This window comes from Mesorhizobium sp. LNJC394B00 (assembly GCF_000502555.1).
Lineage (GTDB): Bacteria > Pseudomonadota > Alphaproteobacteria > Rhizobiales > Rhizobiaceae > Mesorhizobium.
Map to the genome: position 1 here is coordinate 767,220 of NZ_AYWH01000001.1, position 20,336 is coordinate 787,555.

The 20,336-nt window shown below is 64.5% G+C and carries 17 protein-coding genes; 15 read left to right on the forward strand and 2 right to left on the reverse strand.

Going from position 1 to position 20,336, the window contains the following annotated elements; translation table 11 throughout:
- Positions 1 to 113 precede the first annotated feature (113 nt).
- Entirely contained in the window at positions 114 to 1,121 is a 1,008-nt protein-coding gene (locus X751_RS159785; RefSeq protein WP_023743907.1) for an aldo/keto reductase, read from the reverse strand.
- 27 nt (positions 1,122 to 1,148) lie between these two features.
- Entirely contained in the window at positions 1,149 to 1,475 is a 327-nt protein-coding gene (locus X751_RS1000000166740) for a hypothetical protein (protein WP_156936352.1), read from the reverse strand.
- Between the two features lie 45 nt (positions 1,476 to 1,520).
- Here X751_RS1000000166740 and X751_RS159780 point away from each other — a divergent pair, with 45 nt between their 5' ends.
- The 15 genes from X751_RS159780 to X751_RS159710 all read left to right on the forward strand — a co-directional run bounded on the left by X751_RS159780 (position 1,521) and on the right by X751_RS159710 (position 20,249).
- On the forward strand, positions 1,521 to 1,745 hold the full coding sequence (locus tag X751_RS159780) for a hypothetical protein (protein ID WP_023699154.1): 225 nt from the start codon (positions 1,521 to 1,523) through the stop codon (positions 1,743 to 1,745).
- A gap of 116 nt (positions 1,746 to 1,861) precedes the next feature.
- Entirely contained in the window at positions 1,862 to 4,354 is a 2,493-nt protein-coding gene (gene ligD / locus X751_RS159775) for a DNA ligase D (RefSeq protein ID WP_023743908.1), read from the forward strand.
- A gap of 449 nt (positions 4,355 to 4,803) precedes the next feature.
- Complete coding sequence (locus tag X751_RS159770) at positions 4,804 to 5,709, forward strand: Ku protein (RefSeq protein WP_023685883.1); 906 nt, start codon at positions 4,804 to 4,806, stop codon at positions 5,707 to 5,709.
- Complete coding sequence (locus X751_RS159765) at positions 5,706 to 6,836, forward strand: tetratricopeptide repeat protein (RefSeq protein WP_023743909.1); 1,131 nt, start codon at positions 5,706 to 5,708, stop codon at positions 6,834 to 6,836. Before X751_RS159770 ends, X751_RS159765 begins: the two co-directional genes overlap by 4 nt.
- Positions 6,837 to 7,043: 207 nt before the next feature.
- Entirely contained in the window at positions 7,044 to 7,688 is a 645-nt protein-coding gene (locus X751_RS159760) for an alpha/beta family hydrolase (RefSeq protein WP_023743910.1), read from the forward strand.
- A gap of 7 nt (positions 7,689 to 7,695) precedes the next feature.
- Positions 7,696 to 8,466: an exodeoxyribonuclease III gene (locus X751_RS159755; protein WP_023743911.1), complete on the forward strand. Its 771-nt coding sequence runs from the start codon at positions 7,696 to 7,698 to the stop codon at positions 8,464 to 8,466.
- Between the two features lie 106 nt (positions 8,467 to 8,572).
- Positions 8,573 to 10,180, forward strand: a complete 1,608-nt coding sequence (locus X751_RS159750) for a WD40 repeat domain-containing protein (protein WP_023743912.1) — start codon at positions 8,573 to 8,575, stop codon at positions 10,178 to 10,180.
- 80 nt (positions 10,181 to 10,260) lie between these two features.
- On the forward strand, positions 10,261 to 11,643 hold the full coding sequence (locus X751_RS159745) for a tetratricopeptide repeat protein (RefSeq protein WP_156936353.1): 1,383 nt from the start codon (positions 10,261 to 10,263) through the stop codon (positions 11,641 to 11,643).
- 233 nt (positions 11,644 to 11,876) lie between these two features.
- The gene (locus X751_RS159740; protein WP_023743914.1) at positions 11,877 to 13,883 is read left to right on the forward strand and encodes an amidase; all 2,007 of its coding nucleotides are present in this window, start codon (positions 11,877 to 11,879) and stop codon (positions 13,881 to 13,883) included.
- Positions 13,884 to 13,963: 80 nt separating this feature from the next.
- A complete protein-coding gene (locus X751_RS159735) occupies positions 13,964 to 14,500 on the forward strand; it encodes an isochorismatase family protein (RefSeq protein ID WP_023743915.1) in 537 nt (178 codons plus the stop codon).
- Positions 14,501 to 14,532: 32 nt separating this feature from the next.
- A complete protein-coding gene (locus tag X751_RS159730; protein WP_023743916.1) occupies positions 14,533 to 14,997 on the forward strand; it encodes a GFA family protein in 465 nt (154 codons plus the stop codon).
- Between the two features lie 437 nt (positions 14,998 to 15,434).
- Positions 15,435 to 16,340: a transposase gene (locus X751_RS159725; protein ID WP_348524574.1), complete on the forward strand. Its 906-nt coding sequence runs from the start codon at positions 15,435 to 15,437 to the stop codon at positions 16,338 to 16,340.
- Positions 16,341 to 16,669: 329 nt separating this feature from the next.
- Complete coding sequence (locus X751_RS159720) at positions 16,670 to 17,683, forward strand: LacI family DNA-binding transcriptional regulator (protein ID WP_023743918.1); 1,014 nt, start codon at positions 16,670 to 16,672, stop codon at positions 17,681 to 17,683.
- Positions 17,680 to 19,197: a sugar ABC transporter ATP-binding protein gene (locus X751_RS159715; RefSeq protein WP_023743919.1), complete on the forward strand. Its 1,518-nt coding sequence runs from the start codon at positions 17,680 to 17,682 to the stop codon at positions 19,195 to 19,197. The genes X751_RS159720 and X751_RS159715 overlap by 4 nt, the downstream gene beginning before the upstream one ends.
- Positions 19,197 to 20,249 carry an ABC transporter permease gene (locus X751_RS159710; RefSeq protein WP_031199588.1) on the forward strand — a complete coding sequence of 351 codons (1,053 nt, stop codon included), beginning with the start codon at positions 19,197 to 19,199 and terminating at the stop codon, positions 20,247 to 20,249. The genes X751_RS159715 and X751_RS159710 overlap by 1 nt, the downstream gene beginning before the upstream one ends.
- Positions 20,250 to 20,336: the final 87 nt, after the last annotated feature.

The following is a 20,336-nucleotide window of genomic DNA, read 5'->3' on the forward strand; positions in this document are numbered from 1 at the left end:
ACATCTTTGAGCTAACCCCTACGCAGAATACTTGATGCGGGCGATCCTTCGCGCCCCCTCTGCCTTGCCAGGCATCTCCCCCACGAGGGGGGAAATTGGCAGCTTAGACGCCTCTACCTGTCGATGGTCGTCATCACCCGCTCATTGTAGCGCGGCCCTGAGACCTTGCCCGGCGCGAGTGCCGCGTCGAGCGCAGCCATCTCGGCGGCTTCGAGCGTGATCGCTGCGGCAGCGACATTTTCCTCCAGATACTTGCGCCGCTTTGTCCCCGGGATCGGCACGATGTCGATGCCGAAGCCGTCGCCCTTGCCGAGCACCCAGGCCAGCGCGATCTGTGCGGGCTTTACCCCTTTGGCCGCGGCCACCTCTTGCACCGCAGCCGCTGCCGCGACATTGGCGTCGTAGTTTGCGCCCTGGTAGCGGGGGTCGCCGCGCCGAAAATCGCCTTCCGGATAATCCTCGGCGCGCTTGACATCGCCGGCGAGGAAACCGCGGCCGAGCGGCGCGAACGGCACCAGGCCGATGCCGAGCTTTTTGAGCAGCGGGATGATTTCCGGCTCCAGATTGCGCTCCCACAGCGAATACTCGCTCTGCAGCGCCGAGACCGGATGCACGGCATGTGCGCGGCCGATGTTGGCCGCACCAGCCTCCGACAGGCCGAAGAAGCGCACCTTGCCCTCGGCGACGAGCCGGCCGATCGTGCCGGCGACGTCTTCCATCGGCACGGCCGGATCGACGCGATGCTGATAGTAAAGGTCGATATGGTCGGTGCCGAGCCGCTTCAGCGAGCCCTCCAGCGCCTCGCGGATATGGTCGGGCCGGCTGTCACGCTCCGTGCCGACCTGTCTGCCGTTTTCGATGCGGAAGCCGAATTTGGTGGCAAGGGTCACCTCATCGCGCCGGCCCTTCAGCGCCCGCCCGAGCAGTTCTTCATTGGCATAAGCGCCGTAGACTTCCGCCGTGTCGAGGAAGGTACAGCCGAGTTCGATGGCTCGGTGCAGGGTGGCGATCGATTCCGCCTCGTCGGCAGGGCCGTAGGACTGGCTCATGCCCATGCAGCCGAGGCCGATCACCGAGACCTGCAGCCCCTGGCTGCCGAGTTTGCGGGTGCTGAGGGTCATTGCCGTTCTCCTTGGGGCTGAGGAAAGCTATAGCGGCCGCTCCTCCAGTTTCCATAGCTGTTCGGCGGAAGAACAGCGCTTCCCTTGACAAAACCCCAGCCGCAAGCGCCTTTGCCGGCGGCCATTGGGGGCCATGGGATACCAATGAAGAAGATCTACGAGAAGCCGACGCGGAACCGGCGTCAGCAGCTCTCGCGCGTCACCGCGCTCATAATTCCTTCGGACCACTAACCGAATATTGTCGTCGCCATTGCAAAGCCCACTGCCGAGGCGCAGCGGTTTTTTGCTGCCGCCGGATCGTAGCGCTGCCAGAAGCAGGCGGTCAAAATTGACAGAGCAGCCGATCTCCAGCATCCTTAGGCCGCCGCCATGTCTTGCGGTCTTGTGTATGAGTGAGCCATGGCCAGTTCCGTCACCAGCCAGAATTCCAAGCGCGCCGCGGTGCGCAAGGCGCTCGACCGCCACAAGGTCTACGTCACCGCGCAAAGCTTTTCCGGCGGCGTCTACTCGGCCCGCGTGCTGGTCGACGGCGAGGCCTACTGGGTCGACGAGTTCCGGCTGAGCCAGCTCCAGCAAGGGCTGTCCCCGGCCGAGCTAGACCTGACGCCGGCCACCGACGATTGAGTGTGAACGCCGTTCCTTCGCACCGCGCTGGGAAATTTGAAATGTTGGCGGGACAGCACTGTGCAGGAACGCTGCGCAGGGAAGGTTCGTCCGCCGCCGCCGCACCCGCCTGACCCATGCCAACCCCGCCAACACTCAAGGCCTATCGCGCCAAGCGCGAATTTACGAAGACGCCGGAACCGGCGGGCGGGGTCATTTCAGGCGACGGCAACCGCTTCGTCGTCCACAAGCATCACGCCACCGCCGACCATTACGATTTGCGCCTGCAGGTCGGCGGCGTGCTGAAAAGCTGGGCGGTGCCGCGCGGGCCCTCGCTCAACCCGGCCGACAAGCGGCTCGCAGTCGAGACCGAGGACCATCCGCTCGAATATATCGACTTCGAGGGCGTCATTCCCGAAGGCGAATATGGCGGCGGGCCGATGATCGTCTGGGACACCGGCACCTGGGCACCGATGGACGATGTCGACAAGAGCCTGCGCACCGGCGCCTTCAAGTTCCGGCTGGCCGGCGACAAGTTGAATGGCGGCTGGATGCTGACCCGTCTGAAGCCCAAGCCCGGCGAAGACAGCGAGAAGAAAAACTGGCTGCTGTTCAAGGAGCGCGATCTCGCCGCCGATACCGGCCTCGACATCCTGGAAGCGCGGCCGGAAAGCGTGAAGTCCGGCAAGCGGATCGAGGAGCTGGTGGCGCCGCCGAGGAAGCCGGCCCGCCTGCCGCCCAAGCCCGGCGCGCTGAAACCCGGCGCGTTGTCCGGTGCGGTCAGGGGCGATCCGCCGTCGCGCATCGAGCCGCAGCTCGCCACGCAGGTGCCGAAACCGCCGGGCGGGCCGGTGGAAGACACAGGTGAACTCTGGCTGCATGAAATAAAATTCGACGGCTATCGTACCATGGCGCATGTCGGAGATGGCGAGGTCAGGTTGATCACCCGCGGCGGCATCGACTGGACGAAGCGTTACGGCGACCTGCCGCAAGCCTTTTCCCGGCTACCGCTCAGCCAGGCGATCATCGACGGCGAGATCATGGTGCTGGACGAGAAGGGCATCTCGCGTTTCGCGCTGCTGCAGGATGCGCTGTCGGCGGGTGCGGGCAGCAAGCTCCATTTCTATGCCTTCGACCTGCTGCATCTCGACGGCTGGGACCTCCGCAAGGCACCGCTCGCAAACCGCAAGGCCCTGCTCGCCGAACTGCTAGCCGGGCAGGGCGCCACCTCCGCCATCCAGCTGAGCGACCATGTCGAAGGCGACGGACAGGGGCTGTACGATCAGGCCTCGATCCTTGGGCTGGAGGGCGTCGTCTCCAAGCGCGCCAACGCCATCTACCAGAGCGGCCGCACGAAGAGCTGGACCAAGGTCAAAGCGCTTGAGACCGGCGATTTCATCATCGCCGGCTACACCGTTTCCGACGCGGCCGAAGGACTGGCGGCAATCGGCATGGCTGAATTCGCGGATGGTGAACTGCACTATCGCGGCAAGGTTGGCACCGGCTTCGATGCCGCGACGGCGGGCGACTTGCTGGCCCGGCTGCAGCCGCTGCGAGACGGCGCGACAGCACCCGAGGGTGTGCCGCGCGAGATCATGCGCGAGATGAAATGGGTGCGGCCGATGCTGTCGGCCCGCATCCACTACGCCAACCGAACGGCGGACAATTCGCTGCGCCACGGTGTGTTTCGGGGCTTGCGCGATGTCGGCCTGTCGACGCCGGTGTCGCCGAAGCGCAAGCGGCTGATCGCCGAAGCCGATCTCGCAACCATCTGGGTGACCAATCCGGAGCGGCGGCTGTTCGGCAAGACCGGACCGACCAAACTCGACATCGCCGTCTATTACGCGCTGGTCGGCGATTTCATGCTGCCGCACATTATGGGCCGCCCGGTGTCGCTGGTGCGCTGCCCGACGGGCCTGCCGAAGGACTGTTTCTTCCAGCGCCACGCCTTCACCGGCATGCCGCCGTCGGTGGTCACTTTTGACGCCACCAACTTCGAAGGTGAAACCAAATCCTATCTGTCGGTCGAGGGAGCAAAAGGCTATCTGGCACTCGCGCAGTTCGGCGTCGTTGAGTTCCACACCTGGGGCACGCATCGCTTGAGCCTCGACAAGCCCGACCAGATCGTTTTCGATCTCGATCCGGGTGAGGGCATCGCCTGGCGCGAGGTGGTCGAGGCCGCCGTCCACATCAAGGGCGAATTGGAGCGGTTCGGCCTGGTGCCGTTCGCCAAGACATCCGGCGGCAGCGGCATCCACATAACCGTGCCGGTGACGCAAAAGCAGAACTGGAAGAAGCTGCACCAGGCGACCAGCGCCATCTCCACGCACCTGGCGGCCACCGCGCCCGACACTTTCACCACCACAATGGGCAAGGAAAACCGCAAGCGCCGCATCTTCATCGACTATCACCGCAACGCGCGCGGCCACACCTCCGCGGCGCCTTATTCGCTGCGCGCCCGCACCAACCTGCCGGCGTCGACGCCGGTGAGTTGGGCAGACCTTGAGACGATCGATGCGCCGCAGGATCTGAACTATTCGTCCTTGCCGGGGCTGTTGGCGACGTCGGGCGATCCGTGGGCGGACATGGAGGATTTCGCAAGAGATTTGCCGTTGTTTTCGGGGAAGTAGATCGGGAGGTGTTGGCGATCCGGCACACCCCCCCTCTGTCCTGCCGGACATCTCCCCCGCAAGGGGGGAGATCGGATGTCGCCTCTGCTTTCGCCAATCGCAAACCTTGCAAGAGGAGCGATAAGGTTGAAGCTGCCAATCTCCCCACTTGCGGGGGAGATGTCCGGCAGGACAGAGGGGGGTGCTGTCCCTCCGGCATGACTTACTTCCCCAAGTCCATCGACCATGCGGACAATTTGAATTATCCTCCGTCGGTGCCCTCCAGCTCACCTGGAAGGTTTCGTCAGGAATTTGCCGGTATGTTTGGGGCCGGTGTAGGATTTGCGCAGTGCCAATCGTCCTCGGAACGAAGCGCTGCAGTAAGCATGACCCCGAAACGTGGGAACCGGTTTTCGGTTAAGATCATGCTCAGTCTGAAATGTCAGTGCATGGCCGCGTAGGAGAGTATCATGGCGCCCAGGGCAAGTTGGAAGGGTTACCTCAAGCTCAGCCTCGTCAGTTGTCCGGTCCGGCTCTATCCGGCAACGACGACCAGCGAGCGCATATCGTTCAACCAATTGCACAAGAAGACCCACAACCGCATCAACATGAAGCCGGTCGACCCTGAACTCGGCCTCGTCGAGCGCGCGGACTTGGTCAAGGGTTACGAATACGAGGACAAGCAGTACATCATCATCGATGAGGCCGACCTCGAAGCAGTGCGCATCGAATCCAATCACACGATGAACATCGAGGCCTTCGTCGACGAAGACGAGGTTGACGTCATCTATCAAGATGCGCCGTACTATATGGCGCCGGATGGCGCCATGGCGGAAGAAACCTTCGCCGTGCTGCGCGAGGCAATGCGCAAATCCGGCAAGCTGGCCATTGCCCGCCTTGTCCTGTCCAGCCGCGAGCGCGTGGTGACGATCGGCGCGCGCGAGAACGGCATGTTCGTGTGTACGTTGAGGAACCCGAACGAAGTGCGCGGCACGGCTGAATATTTCGGCAACATCCCGGCTGGCAAGCCGGATCCCGAAATGCTGCAATTGGCCGAAGCGCTGATCAAGCAGAAGGAAACCACCTTCGATCCGAAGAATTATGAGGACCGCTACGAGATCGCGCTGATGACGATGATCCGCGAGAAACTGAAGGGCCATAAGCCGATCATTGCGGCGGCGCCCGAGCGTGGCAATGTCATCAACCTCATGGACGCGTTGAAGGCGAGCCTGTCGCAATCAGCCAAGCCGCCGGCCAAGTCGAAGAGCAAGGCCGACGACGCTGAAAAACCTGCCGCCAAGGGTAAGGCGGGTGCGGCCAAGGAAAACCCGTTGAAGGCCAATCTGCTCAAGGCCGTCGGCAAGAGCAAGGGGTGACGGCGCCGACCGGTATAATCCCGGGCGCCGTCTTCGNCGTCTTCGGCGCCATCGGCGCGCTGGCGGCATTTCCGCTGCGGCTCGCGGCCCGTGAGGTGGAGCGTCAGCACGGCCAGTTGCGGCGCGGCGTCACCAGGCGCACCAGCCATGTTGTGTTCGGCCGAACGCTGATCGCCAAGGCCGGCACGGCGAAGGGCGGCGATGCCGAGATCGAGCGCCGGGTTGCAGCCGAGGGCTCCGCTGGCCGAACACTCCTTAGCGAAAATGGCTTCCTGCGCCTGCTTGGTCTGATGAAGGCGCCGGAGGCGTCTTCGCTGTCCAGGCAGTCTCTCGTCGACCAGTCCAGACTGTCCGGTGCCGACCTCGACCTGCTCAGCCTGTTCGACGCCTTCGAGCACGATTGTGAACCCTACTCGTTCCGCGATCTGATCCTTGCCCGCAAATATGCCGGGCTGGTCGCCGGCGGTGCATCCTGGGGCGCGATCGCGCGCTCCGTGCATCGCTCCGGTCCGGTCGCTTCGCTCACCGCCAAATCGCTCAATGTCGGCTCGCAGCATGGCCGGCCCGGTGCGATCTATCTCGAAGGCGGCCAGAGCGAACTCGACGGCCAGCTGCTGTTTGATCTCGGCAGTGCAGCCGGCGACGACACGCTGGAGGACCTGTTCGCCGAGGCTGAAAGCGCGGAGGAACAGGGCGATCACGAGCAGGCGGCGGCCCTTTACCAGCGCTGCCTTGCCATCGATCCGAGCGACGCCATCGCCGCCTTCAACCGCGCCAACTGCCTGCGCGGCGCAGGGCGTGTCAGTGAGGCCGCGCACGACTACGCCCGCGCGATCAAGCTAGATCCCGCATTCGTCGAGGCCTGGTTCAACCTCGCCGGCCTGATGAGTGAGCAGGGCAAGGTGCCTTCTGCGCGCCGCCATCTGCAAAAGGCGATCACGCTCGACAGGACTTATGCCGATCCAGTGTTCAACCTCGCCCGACTGGAATTCGACGCCGGGGATCTACTGGAGGCGCGGCGGAACTGGGTGCGCTATCTCAAACTCGATGCTGAGTCCGAGTGGGCGCGGATGGCGCAAAAGGGGATACAGTTCGTGGATCTGCAGACGGCGCGGACGGCGGGGTGAGATGTTGGCGCGCGAGCACCCCCCTCTGGCCTGCCGGCCATCTCCCCCTCAAGGGGGGAGATTGGGTGTCGCCATCGCTTTCGCCAATCACTATCGTCGCGAGGTCCGTGAGGCGCTGAAACTGCCAATCTCCCCCCTTGAGGGGGAGATGTCCGGCAGGACAGAGGGGGGCGCGAAGGAACTCGGCCTTTACCGGCAGCGCACCCCATGACCGCCTTCCTCTTCGACGGCAACGACACCGCCCCCCTCACCATCCTGCTTGCCCATGGCGCGGGCGCGTCGATGGATTCCCCCTCGATGACCGACACCGCCAAGGCGCTCGCCACAGCCGGCTTCCAGGTTGCGCGCTTCGAATTCCACTATATGGCGGCGCGACGCTATGGCCAGCGCAAGCCGCCGCCGCGTGCCGAGACGGTCAACCCGGAATACATCAAGGCAATCGCGGACCTCAGGGCGAGGGGCGTCACCGGGAAGCTGATCATCGGCGGCAAGTCGATGGGCGGGCGCGTCGCCTCGATGGTTGCCGACGAGATGTTCGCCAAGGGCGAGATTTCGGGCCTCGTCTGCCTCGGCTATCCCTTTCATCCGCCGGCCAAGCCCGAGCAACTCAGGACAAAACATCTCGCCGACTTCAAGACGCCGACGCTGATCTTCCAGGGCACCCGCGACGAGTTCGGCACGAAAGAAGAGGTCGGGACCTACGGCCTTTCCAAAGCCATCGAGGTGATCTGGCTGGAGGATGGCGACCACGACCTGAAGCCGCGCAAGAGCGTGTCGGGGTTTTCGACGGCGGATCATCTGAAGACGCTGGCCGGGACGGTGAAGGCGTGGACAGGGCGGATCGTTTCCTGATCGCCAAATGAAAATCGCCACCTTCAATATCAACAACGTCAACAGCCGGCTGCAAAACCTGCTGGCGTGGCTGGCGGCAGCCAAGCCCGATGTCGTCTGCCTGCAGGAGCTGAAGGCGCGCGACCTGCAGTTTCCGCGCACGGCACTGGCCGACGCCGGCTATGGCGCGGTGTGGAAGGGCGAGCCGACCTGGAACGGCGTAGCCATACTGGCGCGAGGAGCCGAGCCGGTGCTGACCCGTGACGAACTGCCCGGCGATACCGCCGACAAGCAGAGCCGCTACATCGAGGCGGCGGTGTCGGGCGTCGTCATCGCCTGTCTCTACGCGCCCAACGGTAACCCGCAGCCGGGGCCGAAATTCCAGTACAAGCTGGCGTGGCACGCGCGGCTGGAGGCGCATGCCGCAGAACTGTTCGACACCGGCCTGCCGGTGGCGCTGGTCGGCGACTACAACATCGTGCCCGAGCCGCGCGACATCTACGCCACCCGCTCCTATGACGACAACGCGCTGGTGCAGCCGGAAAGCCGGGCGTCGTTCCAGCGTCTGCTCGAGCAGGGCTGGACCGATGCGCTCCGCAAGAAGCATCCGAAGGAAACGCTCTACACATTCTGGGATTATCGCCGCAACCGCTGGCTGCGCGATGCCGGGCTGCGGCTCGACCACATCTTGCTGTCGAAGAAACTGGCGCGCCGCCTCACCGCTGCCGGCATCGACCGCGATGTCAGAGGTGAGGACGGCGCCAGCGACCACGCGCCGGTATGGGTCGAATTGAAGTGAATTTGGCTGCGTGATCGCGCCCACTTTCGTGGGCGCAGTTTTGCGCTATTTGTTTCGCTGCGGCGGCCGCATGATGAGCAAGGTGCGGCACCGGAGGGGGAGTCCGATGGACAGGTTGGCCGAAAGGCTGTTTGCGCTTCCGCTGCTGGCGGCCGCTTTGGCTTGTCTGGTGCGGGCGTATCTGCTGCTCGGCGACAGAGATTTCAGCTGGAGCGGGATCGACCACATGCTGCACGGCCCAGCCACGCTGCAGCCCGTGGTGTTCCTGACCGTCGGCGGGCTTTGCCTGCTTGGCGCCCTGTTGTTCTGGGCTGGGCTGCTGCCGGGTCGGCGAAGCCAGCCTGCTGGAACGCCGCTTTTTGGCCGCGACGCCGGGATCGAATCTAAGGGTCGCCCGGGCTGGCGGCGCGCCTTCCTCATGTTGCCGGTGCTCGCCGTTCTGGCGCTGCTGGCCGACCACTTCCCTTGGGCGCGTGACGCCGGCCCGGGCGCTGAGGTCGTCGCCCCGAAGGAGCCCAAAGCCGAGCCGAAGGGCCAGGATATCGCCGGCGTCCCACCGGACTTGGCGACGCCGGCGGTTCCACCGAGTTCCCCGCCGCTCGCCATGCCTCCCGAGCCAACCCCGCCTGAGCAGGCTGCCAAACCGCCGGAACCGGCGCACCCTAGGCCTCCGGCTGCTCCCCCTCGGCCGCCACAAGTCGCACTCGCTCCGGCGACACCGCCACCGGAGACTGCTCCACCACCGGCTCCGGCCACGCCACCGCAAACCGTCGCGCCCTTGCCGCCGCCTCCGCCGGCGCTGCCGACCGAGCCCGACGGCCACCGCGACGCCGTCGTCTGGCTCGCCGTCTCGGCCGATGGCCGCGACATCATGAGCGCCAGCACCGACCATATGATCAAGCTCTGGGACGTCGCCGGCAAGCGGCTGATCCGCAACCTTGGTGAACACAAGGACATGGCGCGCACGGCGCTGTTCATGCCCGACGGCGCCACCGCGCTGACCGCCGGCGACGATGGCGAGATCGTGCTGCGAAAGCTTGCCGACGGCGCGGTGCTGCATGTCTTCTCGTCGGGCGCGAATGGCGGCGTGCGCAAGCTGGCGATCAGCCCGGACGGCAAGCGCGCCGTCAGTGGCCACGACACCGGCAACGTCATCGTCTGGGATCTCGTCAACAAGTCGGTGCTGCATGTGATGACCGGACATGACTGGCCGATCAGCACGGTCGCAATCTCGCCCGACGGCACGCGCGCGCTGAGCGGCTCCATCGACGGCACGCTGAAATTGTGGGACGTTGAAAGCGGCAAGCAATTGCGAAGCTGGCACGGCCACGAGCAAGGCACCTACGGCGCCGTCTTCACCGCCGACGGCCATCATGTCGTCACCGGCAGCGGCGACTACACGATCAAGCTCTGGGACCTCGACACGTTTAGGGAATTGCGCCGCTTCGAGGGCCACGAAGGCACCGTCTATACGCTGGCGCTGTCGGCCGACGGCAAGCGCCTGGCCTCCGGCTCGCTCGACGGCACGGCGCGGCTGTGGGATCTCGGCACTGGAGACCAGATCGCCATGTTCGACAGCCGCACCGGCCCGATCTACGCCGTTGCCTTCGCCACCGACGGCACACTGGTCACCGGCGGCGACGATCGCACCATCAGGGATTGGCCGGCGGCTGGCGGCGATGGCGAAATCCTGTTCGCCGGCGCACCGCAGTAGCGACATCAAATGCTTTGGATATTCCAGAACAGCCTCGCTTGCGCTATGGATTACTGGTGGCTGCAAATGGATTGGGGACGGTGAGCAACAACGACTGGGCGCCCAAAGTGGATACACCTGTCTACAGCCCGCCCAAGTCGCGTCGCCGAGGGGTCCTTACCGTCGTTCTGGTGTTGCTGGCGGCTTATGTGCTGCTCGGTCCTGGCCGAAATTATTATGTGCAGTGGTCGGCCATTAAGAAGATTCAAGCGGCTGTCCTGGCAAAGGATTATCGCGAGCAATTCCATCAGATCTCCGTGCTGGCCGACCTGGGAAATGCTGACGCACAGTACAATCTGGGATTAATGTACTGGCGTGGCCAGGGTATTGCCCAAAATGACAGGCAGGCGACCTACTGGTGGGGCAAAGCAGCCGAGCAAGGAAATGCAGATGCGGCATCCTTGCTCGCCCAGGCCTATTCCCATGGCCGAGGTGTCGAAAGAAACGACCAGCTGGCGTTAAAATTTGCCACACAGTCGGCCGACAAGGGCAACGCGAATGGTTACTATGCCATCGGCACCCTGTACGCGCAGGGCCAAGGTGTTCCGCAAAGCTATGAGCAAGCTCTCTCCTGGTGGCGCAAGGCAGCCGATGGCGGCAGTACCGAAGCTGCCTACTGCATCGGTCGATCCTATTATCTCGGTGAAGGCGTCGAGAAGGACGATCAGCTCGCCGTGACGTGGGTGCGAAAGGCGGTCGACAAGGGTGAGCCGAGTGCCCAGTCTCTGTTGGGCACGCTGTATTCGCTTGGCCACGGCGTCGGTCAGGATGACCGCCTGGCCTTCGAATGGTGGATGAAGGCCGCGGTCGCCGGTGTGCCGGAAGCGCAATACTCCTTAGCAAACGCGTATGAATTGGGAAAAGGCATCGGCAAGGACGACGCCCAGTCGTTCGCCTGGTTGGTCAAGGCGGCGGAACAGGACAATGTCCCGGCGCAGTCTGCGCTGGCCTATGCCTATGCTACGGGCAAGGGCACTGCCAAAAGTGATGCCGAAGCATCGTCCTGGTGGCTGAAGGCGGCGAGCCAGGGAGACGCTTATGCGCAGGCGAACCTCGGCCTTGCATATTGGACGGGCGCCGGACTGACCCAGAGCGACGCTGATGCCGTTTCGTGGTGGCTCAAGGCCGCAAAGCAGGGGGACGTTTCGTCTGAACTGTACCTGGCTGTTGCCTATGCCCGCGGCAGAGGGATAGCCAAGGATGACAAATCCGCCGAATTCTGGTTGCTGGAGGCAGCCAAGGTGGGAAATGTCGAAGCAGAACTCAACCTTGGCAAGCTTTATTACACCGGCATCGACGGCAAGCCGAACTATCCGGAAGCTGCCAAGTGGTTTTCCACATCGGCAAGCCACGGAAACGCCGAGGCCAGGATCTTCCTCGAAATGATGAAGGAAAAAGGCCAGTTCGACAGCAAGACGCTGTGAGCTGAGGTCAGGCAACTCCGCTGAAATCGCCGAGATCGTGTCATATAACGGACATCGGCAGCGGACACCAAAACTGTCTTTCATCAGTCAATTTCGGAGGCCACTTATGCCTACCGGCCCATCTCCTAAATTGGGGGGAGACCAGCAGCGTCGCCGTCACGCCTTCCGTTTGAGGCATGACACTCGCATCGCACGATGCGAAGACTCATTTGCCGCTGCATCTCGAGAATCCCATGCCCAACCTCCACATCGTCGAAGCCTCGATTGCCGATCTGCGGCATGCCCTCGAAGACGGCACCGTCACCAGCGTCGAGCTGGTGGGCGCTTATCTCAGGCGCATCGCGCACTACGACCGCCATGGCATCGCGCTCAATGCCGTGCCGGTGCTTAACCCGGCAATGTTCGAGGAGGCGGCGGCGTCCGACCTGCGGCGGCGCAATGGCGCCACCCTCGGGCCGCTCGACGGCATCCCCTACACCGCCAAGGACAGCTATAAGGTGAAGGGCCTGACGGTGGCCGCCGGCTCGCCCGCCGTCGAGCATCTCGTCGCCAATGAGGACGCTTTCACCATTGCCAGGCTGAGGGCCGGTGGTGCTGTGCTGATCGGGCTGACCAACATGCCGCCAATGGCGAATGGCGGCATGCAGCGCGGCGTCTATGGCCGGGCCGAAAGCCCCTACAATGCAGATTACCTGACCGCCGCCTTCGCTTCCGGCTCGTCCAACGGCTCGGGCACGGCCACCGCCGCCAGCTTTGCCGCTTTCGGGCTGGGCGAGGAGACATGGTCTTCCGGCCGCGCGCCGGCGTCCAACAATGCACTTGTCGCCTACACGCCGTCGCGCGGCGTCATTTCGGTCAGGGGCAACTGGCCGCTGGTGCCGACCATGGATGTGGTGGTGCCGCACACGCGCGGCATTGCCGACATGCTGGAGCTGCTCGACGTGATCGTCGCCGACGATACCGAGACGCGCGGCGATTTCTGGCGCGCGCAGCCCTGGGTGTCGATCGCGAAAAGCGCTGCTCTCAGGCCGCCAAGCTACACTACACTCGCCTTGGAGGGCTCGTTGAAAGGCAAACGCCTCGGCGTGCCGAAAATGTATATCGGCCGCGACGGCGGCGCGCCCAAACCCATCGAGACCCGCGCCTCGGTGCTCGACCTCTGGCGGCAGGCAGCGCGTGACCTGGAAAAGCTCGGCGCGGAGGTGGTCGAGGTCGATTTCCCCGTCGTCTCGAACTATGAGCGCGACCGTCCGGGCACAAAAACCATGGTCGAACGCGGGCTGGTGCCGGAAGCCTTCGCCGAGCGCGAAATCTGGGATCTCTGCATGTGGGGCTGGGACGATTTCCTGCGCGCCAATGCCGATCCGGCGATCCCCGATCTGGCTGCGGTCGACGGCCCAAAGATTTTCCCGCAGCCGCCGGGCGCGCTGCCGGACCGCTATGGCGACGACGGTTTCGATCTGGCCGACTACGTCACGAGCGCCAAGCAGGGCGTGATGCCATTGCTGGACATTCCAGCGCTGGCGGAAGGTCTGAGGGGATTGGAGGCGACGCGGCGCATCGACTTCGAGGACTGGCTGGACGAGCACAGGCTCGACGCCGTCGTGCTGCCGGCGGTCGCCGATGTCGGCCCGGCCGATGCCGACGTCAACGAGACCTCTGCAGCAATCGCCTGGCGCAACGGCACCTGGGTTGCCAATGGCAATCTGGTGTGGCGTCATCTTGGCATCCCGACCGTTACCGTGCCGATGGGAACGATGGCCGATATCGGCATGCCGGTCGGGCTGACCTTTGCGGGCAAGGCCTATGATGATGCGGAGTTGCTGCGCCTCGCCGGCGACTACGAGCGCGCCACCCAGCGCCGCACCAGCCCGCCGCGCACGCCGGAATTGCCGGACGATGTCTTTGCGGAACGCGGTGATTTGCGGGTCGGCGATGCGCTGCCGCCGGCACTCAGGCTTGCCGCTGAAACGATGCGGCGAGGAGACCAGGCCGAGATCGCCGTGACGGTTGAACTCGATGCGGAGACCGCTGACCTCAAGGTTCACGTCAATGGCGAACCGGTCGCTCTGCGGCGCAGCGGCACAAGCTTTCACGGTCGCATCCTGGTGCCGGCCGGCGAGCATGAAAGAATGCACAGTGTGCGGCGAGGCGCTTACGGCTCGATCGTTACGGCCGTCATGCGGCTGGAGGATGGACGCACGGCTGGTGCTTACGTGGTCGCGGGTGGAATCGGGTGAGGGTACAGGTAATCTCCCCAAGGGGGAGATCAGCAGCTTCGCCGTCTTGACCCTCCCATCGCCCGCGTTATCTTCGCGCCATGTCAAAACTCGCTCCCCTCATCGTCATCGATCTCCAGACCAACATGTTCGACGGGCGCGTCGAGCCGCCGATCCATGATGCGCCGGGCATAGCCGAGCGTACCCGCTCGCTGATCGGCTGGGCGCGGCGCGAGGGGCGCCGGATAGCGTTCGTGCGGCATGACGGGCCGGCCAGCGATCCGCTGGCGCCGGGCGAGCCGGGTTGGCCGGTATGGCCGGAACTCGGCCAGGCCAAGGACGAGCCGACATTCTCCAAGACCGTCCGTAACGCCTTTTCGAATGCCGAGCTTGGCGCCTGGGTGGCCGGGCAGGGGGCCGGCGAAGTCGTGCTCGCCGGAGCGCAAACCGATTTCTGCATCGCCGGCACCGTCAAGGGCGCCCTGGCCGAGGGCCTCGGCGTTACCGTCGTTTCCGATGCCCATTCCACGCTGGACACTGAAGGCGAAACCGCGACCGAGATCATCGCCCGGTACAATGCGGACTTCACCGATGCCGGCGCCACGCTGGTGACGACGAAGGCGCTGACCGGCGACTGAAGCGCCGGCGCTTCGAATACTGGGAGACTACCGTGCCAACCCTGAAATTGCCGGCCGAAGGCGGGTGCCGCTGCGGACGTGTGCGGCTCAAGATTTCCGCAAAACCGCTTTTGACCATGGCTTGCCATTGCACCGGCTGCCAGCGCATGTCGGCCAGCGCCTATTCACTGAGCGCCGCCATTCCCTCGGACGGCTTCGAAATCATGCAAGGCGAGCCGGTGATCGGCGGGCTGCACGGCGCCTCGCGTCATTACTTCTGCCCGCATTGCATGAGCTGGATGTTCACCCAGCCCGAAGAGCTCGACTGGTTCGTCAATCTGCGCCCCACCATGCTCGACGAGCCCGGCTGGTTCACGCCGTTCATCGAGACATGGACCAGCGAGAAACTCCCCTGGGCAACGACGCCTGCGGTGCACAGTTACGAGGCGCTGCCGGCCTTTGAGGAATATGAGGGGCTGGTGGCGGAGTTCGGTGAAACCGCGAATCTCCCCCCTTGAGGGGGAGATGGCCGGCAGGCCAGAGGGGGTCGGTGCGACTGGGCTCGACGTCCTTGCTGCAGATGGAAGGTTGGCGCTTCACGCGCGGCGACCCCCTCTGTCGCCTTCGGCGACATCTCCCCCTCGAGGGCATAGGCGCTAAGATAGGTATTGCCCTGCGGAATCGGGTGTGATTCTACACTGCGATGACACACGAATCGCTTGTTGATGACGGNAAGATAGGTATTGCCCTGCGGAATCGGGTGTGATTCTACACTGCGATGACACACGAATCGCTTGTTGATGACGGCTGGGCCGAGACGATTGAGCTTCTGGGCGGCGAAGAGTTGATCGCAGGAAGTGCCCGCGAGACGAAGGCGTTCCTGCGCCCGCGGGGCGTCAGGTCGGCGAGCGATCTGTTGCGCCTGACACTGGCTTACTGCCTTGGCAAGGTTGGCATGCGGGGCGTCGTGGCCTGGGCGGCGGCGAGCGGGATTGCCGACATTTCGGACGTGGCGTTGCTCGGCCGGCTGCGCAATGCAGGACCATGGCTGCAGCAGTTGATTGGGCACCTTTTGAAGCGCGAGGATGCAGGTTTGGCCAAAGGCCGACTGGTTCGCATCCTCGATGCGACAGCGGTTGCCAAGGCCGGTGCGTATGAGAAGAAGAACAATGGTCTTTGGCGCATGCACTGCGCCTTTGAGCTTGAGCGCGAGCAGTTCGACTTCCTCGAGATCACCGACCAGAGCGAAGCCGAGCTGATCGACCGCGTGCCGGTGGTGCCGGGCGAGATCCGCATCGGTGACCGCGCCTATCTGCAGGCCGAGCGGATCGCAAAGGTCATGGCGCAAGGCGGCGATGTTGTTGTGCGCGCGTCGTGGAAAAACGCGCGATGGCTCGACGCCAACGGCAGGGCGTTCGATCTCATCGGCTACCTGGAGAGCTGCCGGGAGGAAGTCTGCGAAACGCCTGCCCGGCTGGCACTCAAGAAGGGCGAGCCTGTGAAGATGCGCCTGATCGCCTTGCGCAAATCCGAGGCCGCGGCACAAGAAGCGCGGCGCAAAATCAACAAGGAAGCCAGGGCCAAGGGCAACAAGGTTCAACCGCAGACGCTGATTGCGGCCGGCTTCGTCCTGCTTGTGACCTCGCTTGACCGGGAGGAGTTTCCCGCCGATACGGTCCTCAAGCTCTACCGCATGCGCTGGCGCATCGAGCTCGCCTTCAAGCGCCTGAAGAGCCTGATCGGGCTGCGCTCTCCTCCCGCCAAAGACCCAAGGATCGCAAAGCCTTGGATCCTTGCACACTTCCTCATCGCGCTCGTGACCGAACCCCTCTCGCAGGAGTTGGGTGTCTCTCCCCCTTGAGCGACGGGCGCCCGCTGCTGTGGCGCGCCACCCGCCAGATCGTCGCCTCTCTGATCGCAGCGATCTTCGCTCAACCTCCCTTGGCAACCCTGCGCCACAATCTCCGTGCCTTGCGATATCGCTGGCGTGAGCCACCACGAAAGCGCAAGTTTCAGTCCATGCCAAAGCTATCTTAGCGCCTATGCCCTTGAGGGGGAGATAAGCCCCGCTAAAAATTTCCATCGAATCGATTGCGCAAACGTTTCGATCACCCTAAGCTCCCTTGAAATCCGCCATCAGAGCGGACGGGAAACGCATAAGGGAGGAGCGCTTGCAGGCGCTGATATGTCTTGCCGACAATGGCTGAAGTGGCGCGGCGCGCCGGCGTGTCGGTGTCGACCGTCTCGCATGTCGTCAACAACACGCGCTTCGTTTCGCTGGAAAAGGCGAGGCTGATCAACGACGCCATTGCCGCCATGGGCTACCAGCCCAACGAGCTGGCGCGCTCGCTGAAGGCCTCAACCACCAACAGCGTCGGCCTGGCGATCTCGGCAATCTCCAACCCTTATTTCACCGACATCATCTGCGCGGTCGAGGCCGAATGCGCACGGCTTGGGCTGATGGTGTTTCTGTCGGATACCCAGGAGGATCCCGACCGCGAACTGCAGGTGGTGCGCGCTTTCCATCAGCGCCGCGTCGACGGCGTCATCCTGGCCCCGTCGGGCTCGCCGCAGCGCGCCATCGATTACCTCGCCGACAAGAAGATGCCATGCGTTCTGATCGACCGTTTCGCCGACGAGCGCTTCGACCAGATCGGCGTCGAGAACGAAACGTCGATGCGCGCGCTGATCGACCATGTCGCCTCCTTCGGCCACAAGCGCATCGGCTATATCGCCGGACAGCCGGGCCTGACGACGACGCGCGAGCGCATCGAGGCGTTCCAGGCTTCGCTCGCCGCCAATGGACTTGAAAGCGTGCCGCACTATCTCTCGGCCGAGAATGTCGACACGGCGGCGGCGACCGCATCCACCCACGCCATCCTGTCGCTGCCGTCGCCACCAACCGCACTGGTCACCGGCAACAACATGACGACGATCGGAGCCGTCCGCGCCATCCGCGAAAAAGGCCTCACCATTCCGGGCGATCTGTCGCTGGCCGGCTTCGACGATTTCGAATGGGCCGATTGTTTCGAACCGCGCCTGACGCTGGTCGCGCAGCCCTGCACCGAGATAGGCAGGCAGGCCGCGGCCCTGCTCAGCGCCCGCATCGCGGCGACCGGTTCCGCGCCGCGTTCGGTGCGGCTGCAGGCGACGCTGCGGGCGCGCGCCTCCTGCGGGAGGCCGACCCACACGAGGCTAACATGACCGCGCCGCTGCTGGTGATGACCGGCGCCGTCAAACGCTTCGGCGGCGTGCAGGCGCTGCGCGGCGTCGACTTCGACCTCAAGGCGGGCGAGATCCACGCGCTGCTCGGCGAGAACGGCGCCGGCAAGTCGACCCTGATGAACCTGTTGTCGGGCGTCTACACGCCGGACGAAGGCACGATCGAGATCGACGGCAAACCCGTGCGTTTCAACAACCCGCGTGAGGCGCAAGCGGCCGGCATCGCCACCATCTTCCAGGAGCTCGACCTGGTGCCGTCGCTGGATGTCGCCGCCAATCTGTTCCTCGGCCGCGAACTGATGCGTCCGGGCGGCTTCCTCGACGTGCCGGCAATGCGCCGCGAGGCCAAGAAGCGGCTGGAAGCCATCGAGATCGCCATCGATCCGGCCGCCATGGTGGCGGATCTGTCGATCGGCCAGCGCCAGGTGGTGGCGATCGTCAAGGCGCTGTCTTACGCCTCCCGCGTGCTGATCATGGACGAGCCGACGGCCGCACTCACCGTCGGCGAAGTCGAGCGGCTGTTCGATATCATGCGCAAGCTCGCCGCCACCGGCGTCGGCATCGTCTACATCTCGCACCGGCTGGAGGAAGTGCCCGGCATTGCCGACCGGGTGACGGTAATGCGCGACGGCCGTGTCGCCGGCATCACCGAGCCGCACGCGCCGCAGGCCGAGCTGGTCAGGCTGCTGGTCGGACGTCCGCTGGACGAACTCTATCCGCAACGCGCCAAGGCCGCGGGCAAGCCGCTGCTCAGCCTGAGGAACGCCAGCTTCAAGCTCGCCCGCGACAGCGCCGGCTGGCAGGCGCCGCAAGGCGTTTCGCTCGATGTCCATGAAGGCGAGATCGTCGGCCTGGCCGGCATTATGGGGGCAGGGCGCACCGAACTGTTGTCCGCGCTCTACGGCACCGGCCTGTCCGGCCGCTGGGAGGGCGAGGTCGCTGTCGGCGGCAAGCCGGTGAAACTGGATTCGATCAGCGCTGCCCGCCACGCCGGCATCGCCTTCGTCACCGACGACCGCCGGGGCTCGGGCCTGATGCTGCGCATGGCCGTCGGCCTCAATCTGGTGATGTCGGTCATATCCCGAATCTCGCCGAACTGGCTGGTCTCGCCGCGCCGCCAGGCCGAGGCGGTGAAGGAATCCTTCGGTCAGTTCGATATCCGGCCGAAGAACCCCGATATCGCCGTCGGCGCGCTCTCGGGCGGCAACCAGCAGAAGGTGGTGCTGGCCAAGGAAATCCTCGGCAACCCGCGCCTGTTGCTTCTCGACGAGCCGACACGCGGCGTCGATGTCGGCGCCAAGGGCGAGATCTACCAGCGGCTCAGGGCACTCGCCGCGCAAGGGCTGGGCATTCTGGTGGCGTCCAGCGAGATGCCGGAGCTGATCGGTCTGTGCGACCGCATCGTGGTGCTGCGCCAGGGGCGCAATGTGGCGGAATTTTTGGGCGGCGTCGACGAGCACACGGTGCTTGCCGCGGCTAACGGCAGGGAGGCCTGATGTCTGACGAGAAGATTTCCGTGGCAGCAAGCCCAGTCACAGCAGCAGCGCAAAAGCATCGCGACCCGCTGGCGCTGATCGTGCGCTTCCAGAGCCTGATCGGCCTGGTGCTGGTGGCGATCGGCGGCATCATCTTCTCGCCGCGCCGCCACGGCGAGATCCTGTTCCTCAACCCCGACAACATCGCCAACATCGTGCGCGCGGTGTCGGAGACCGGCATCATCGCCATCGGCATGACCTTCGTCATCATCACCGCCGGCATCGACCTCTCCGTCGGCGCGGTGCTTGGCCTGTCCAGCGTCGTCACCGCATCGATGATGATCTCCGGCGGCTTCGGCCTGATCCCCACCATCCTCGCCGTGCTCGCTTTGGGCATCGTCTTCGGCGCCATCCAGGGCACCATCTCGACGCGCTTCCGGCTGGAGCCGTTCATCGTCACGCTGGCTGGCCTGCAGGCCGCGCGCGGGCTGGCGCTGGTCGTCTCCGGCAACCAGTACATCAACATTTCCTACGGCGAAGGGCCGGGCTTGGCGCCGCCGGTGTTCGCCGTGCTGGGCGAGCGGCTGTTCAACAACACCGTGCCGGTGGCAACGCTTGTGTTCGTCGTCTTTGCCGCGATCGCCACCATCGTGCTCAACACCACGCGCTTCGGCCGCTATGTTTTTGCCGTCGGCGGCAATGAGCGCGCCGCGCGCATATCCGGCGTGCCGGTCTCGATGGTGAAGATATCGGTCTATGCCATCACCGGCTTTGCCGCTGCACTCGCAGGCATCGTCCATGCCGGCCAGTTCAATTTCGGCAGCGCCAATGACGGCATGGGCTATGAGCTGACGGCCATCGCCGCCGTGGTCATCGGCGGTACCAGCCTGTTCGGCGGCGCCGGCTCGATGGTCGGCACCGTCGCCGGAACCATCATGCTTGGCGCGCTCGCCAACATCCTGCAGCTCAACAACATCACGCCCGCCATGCAGCTGCTCGCGACCGCCGCGATCATCGTGCTGGCGGCAGTGCTTCAATCCCTCGTTCGCCGCCGCGAGGGGTTGGGTCGTTAGTGCATGTCGCGCAAGAGGTTTTGCGATGACGACATGCACCAACAAACAAGGAGGAGACGGCAACACGTGAACGTCAAACCAAGGTCT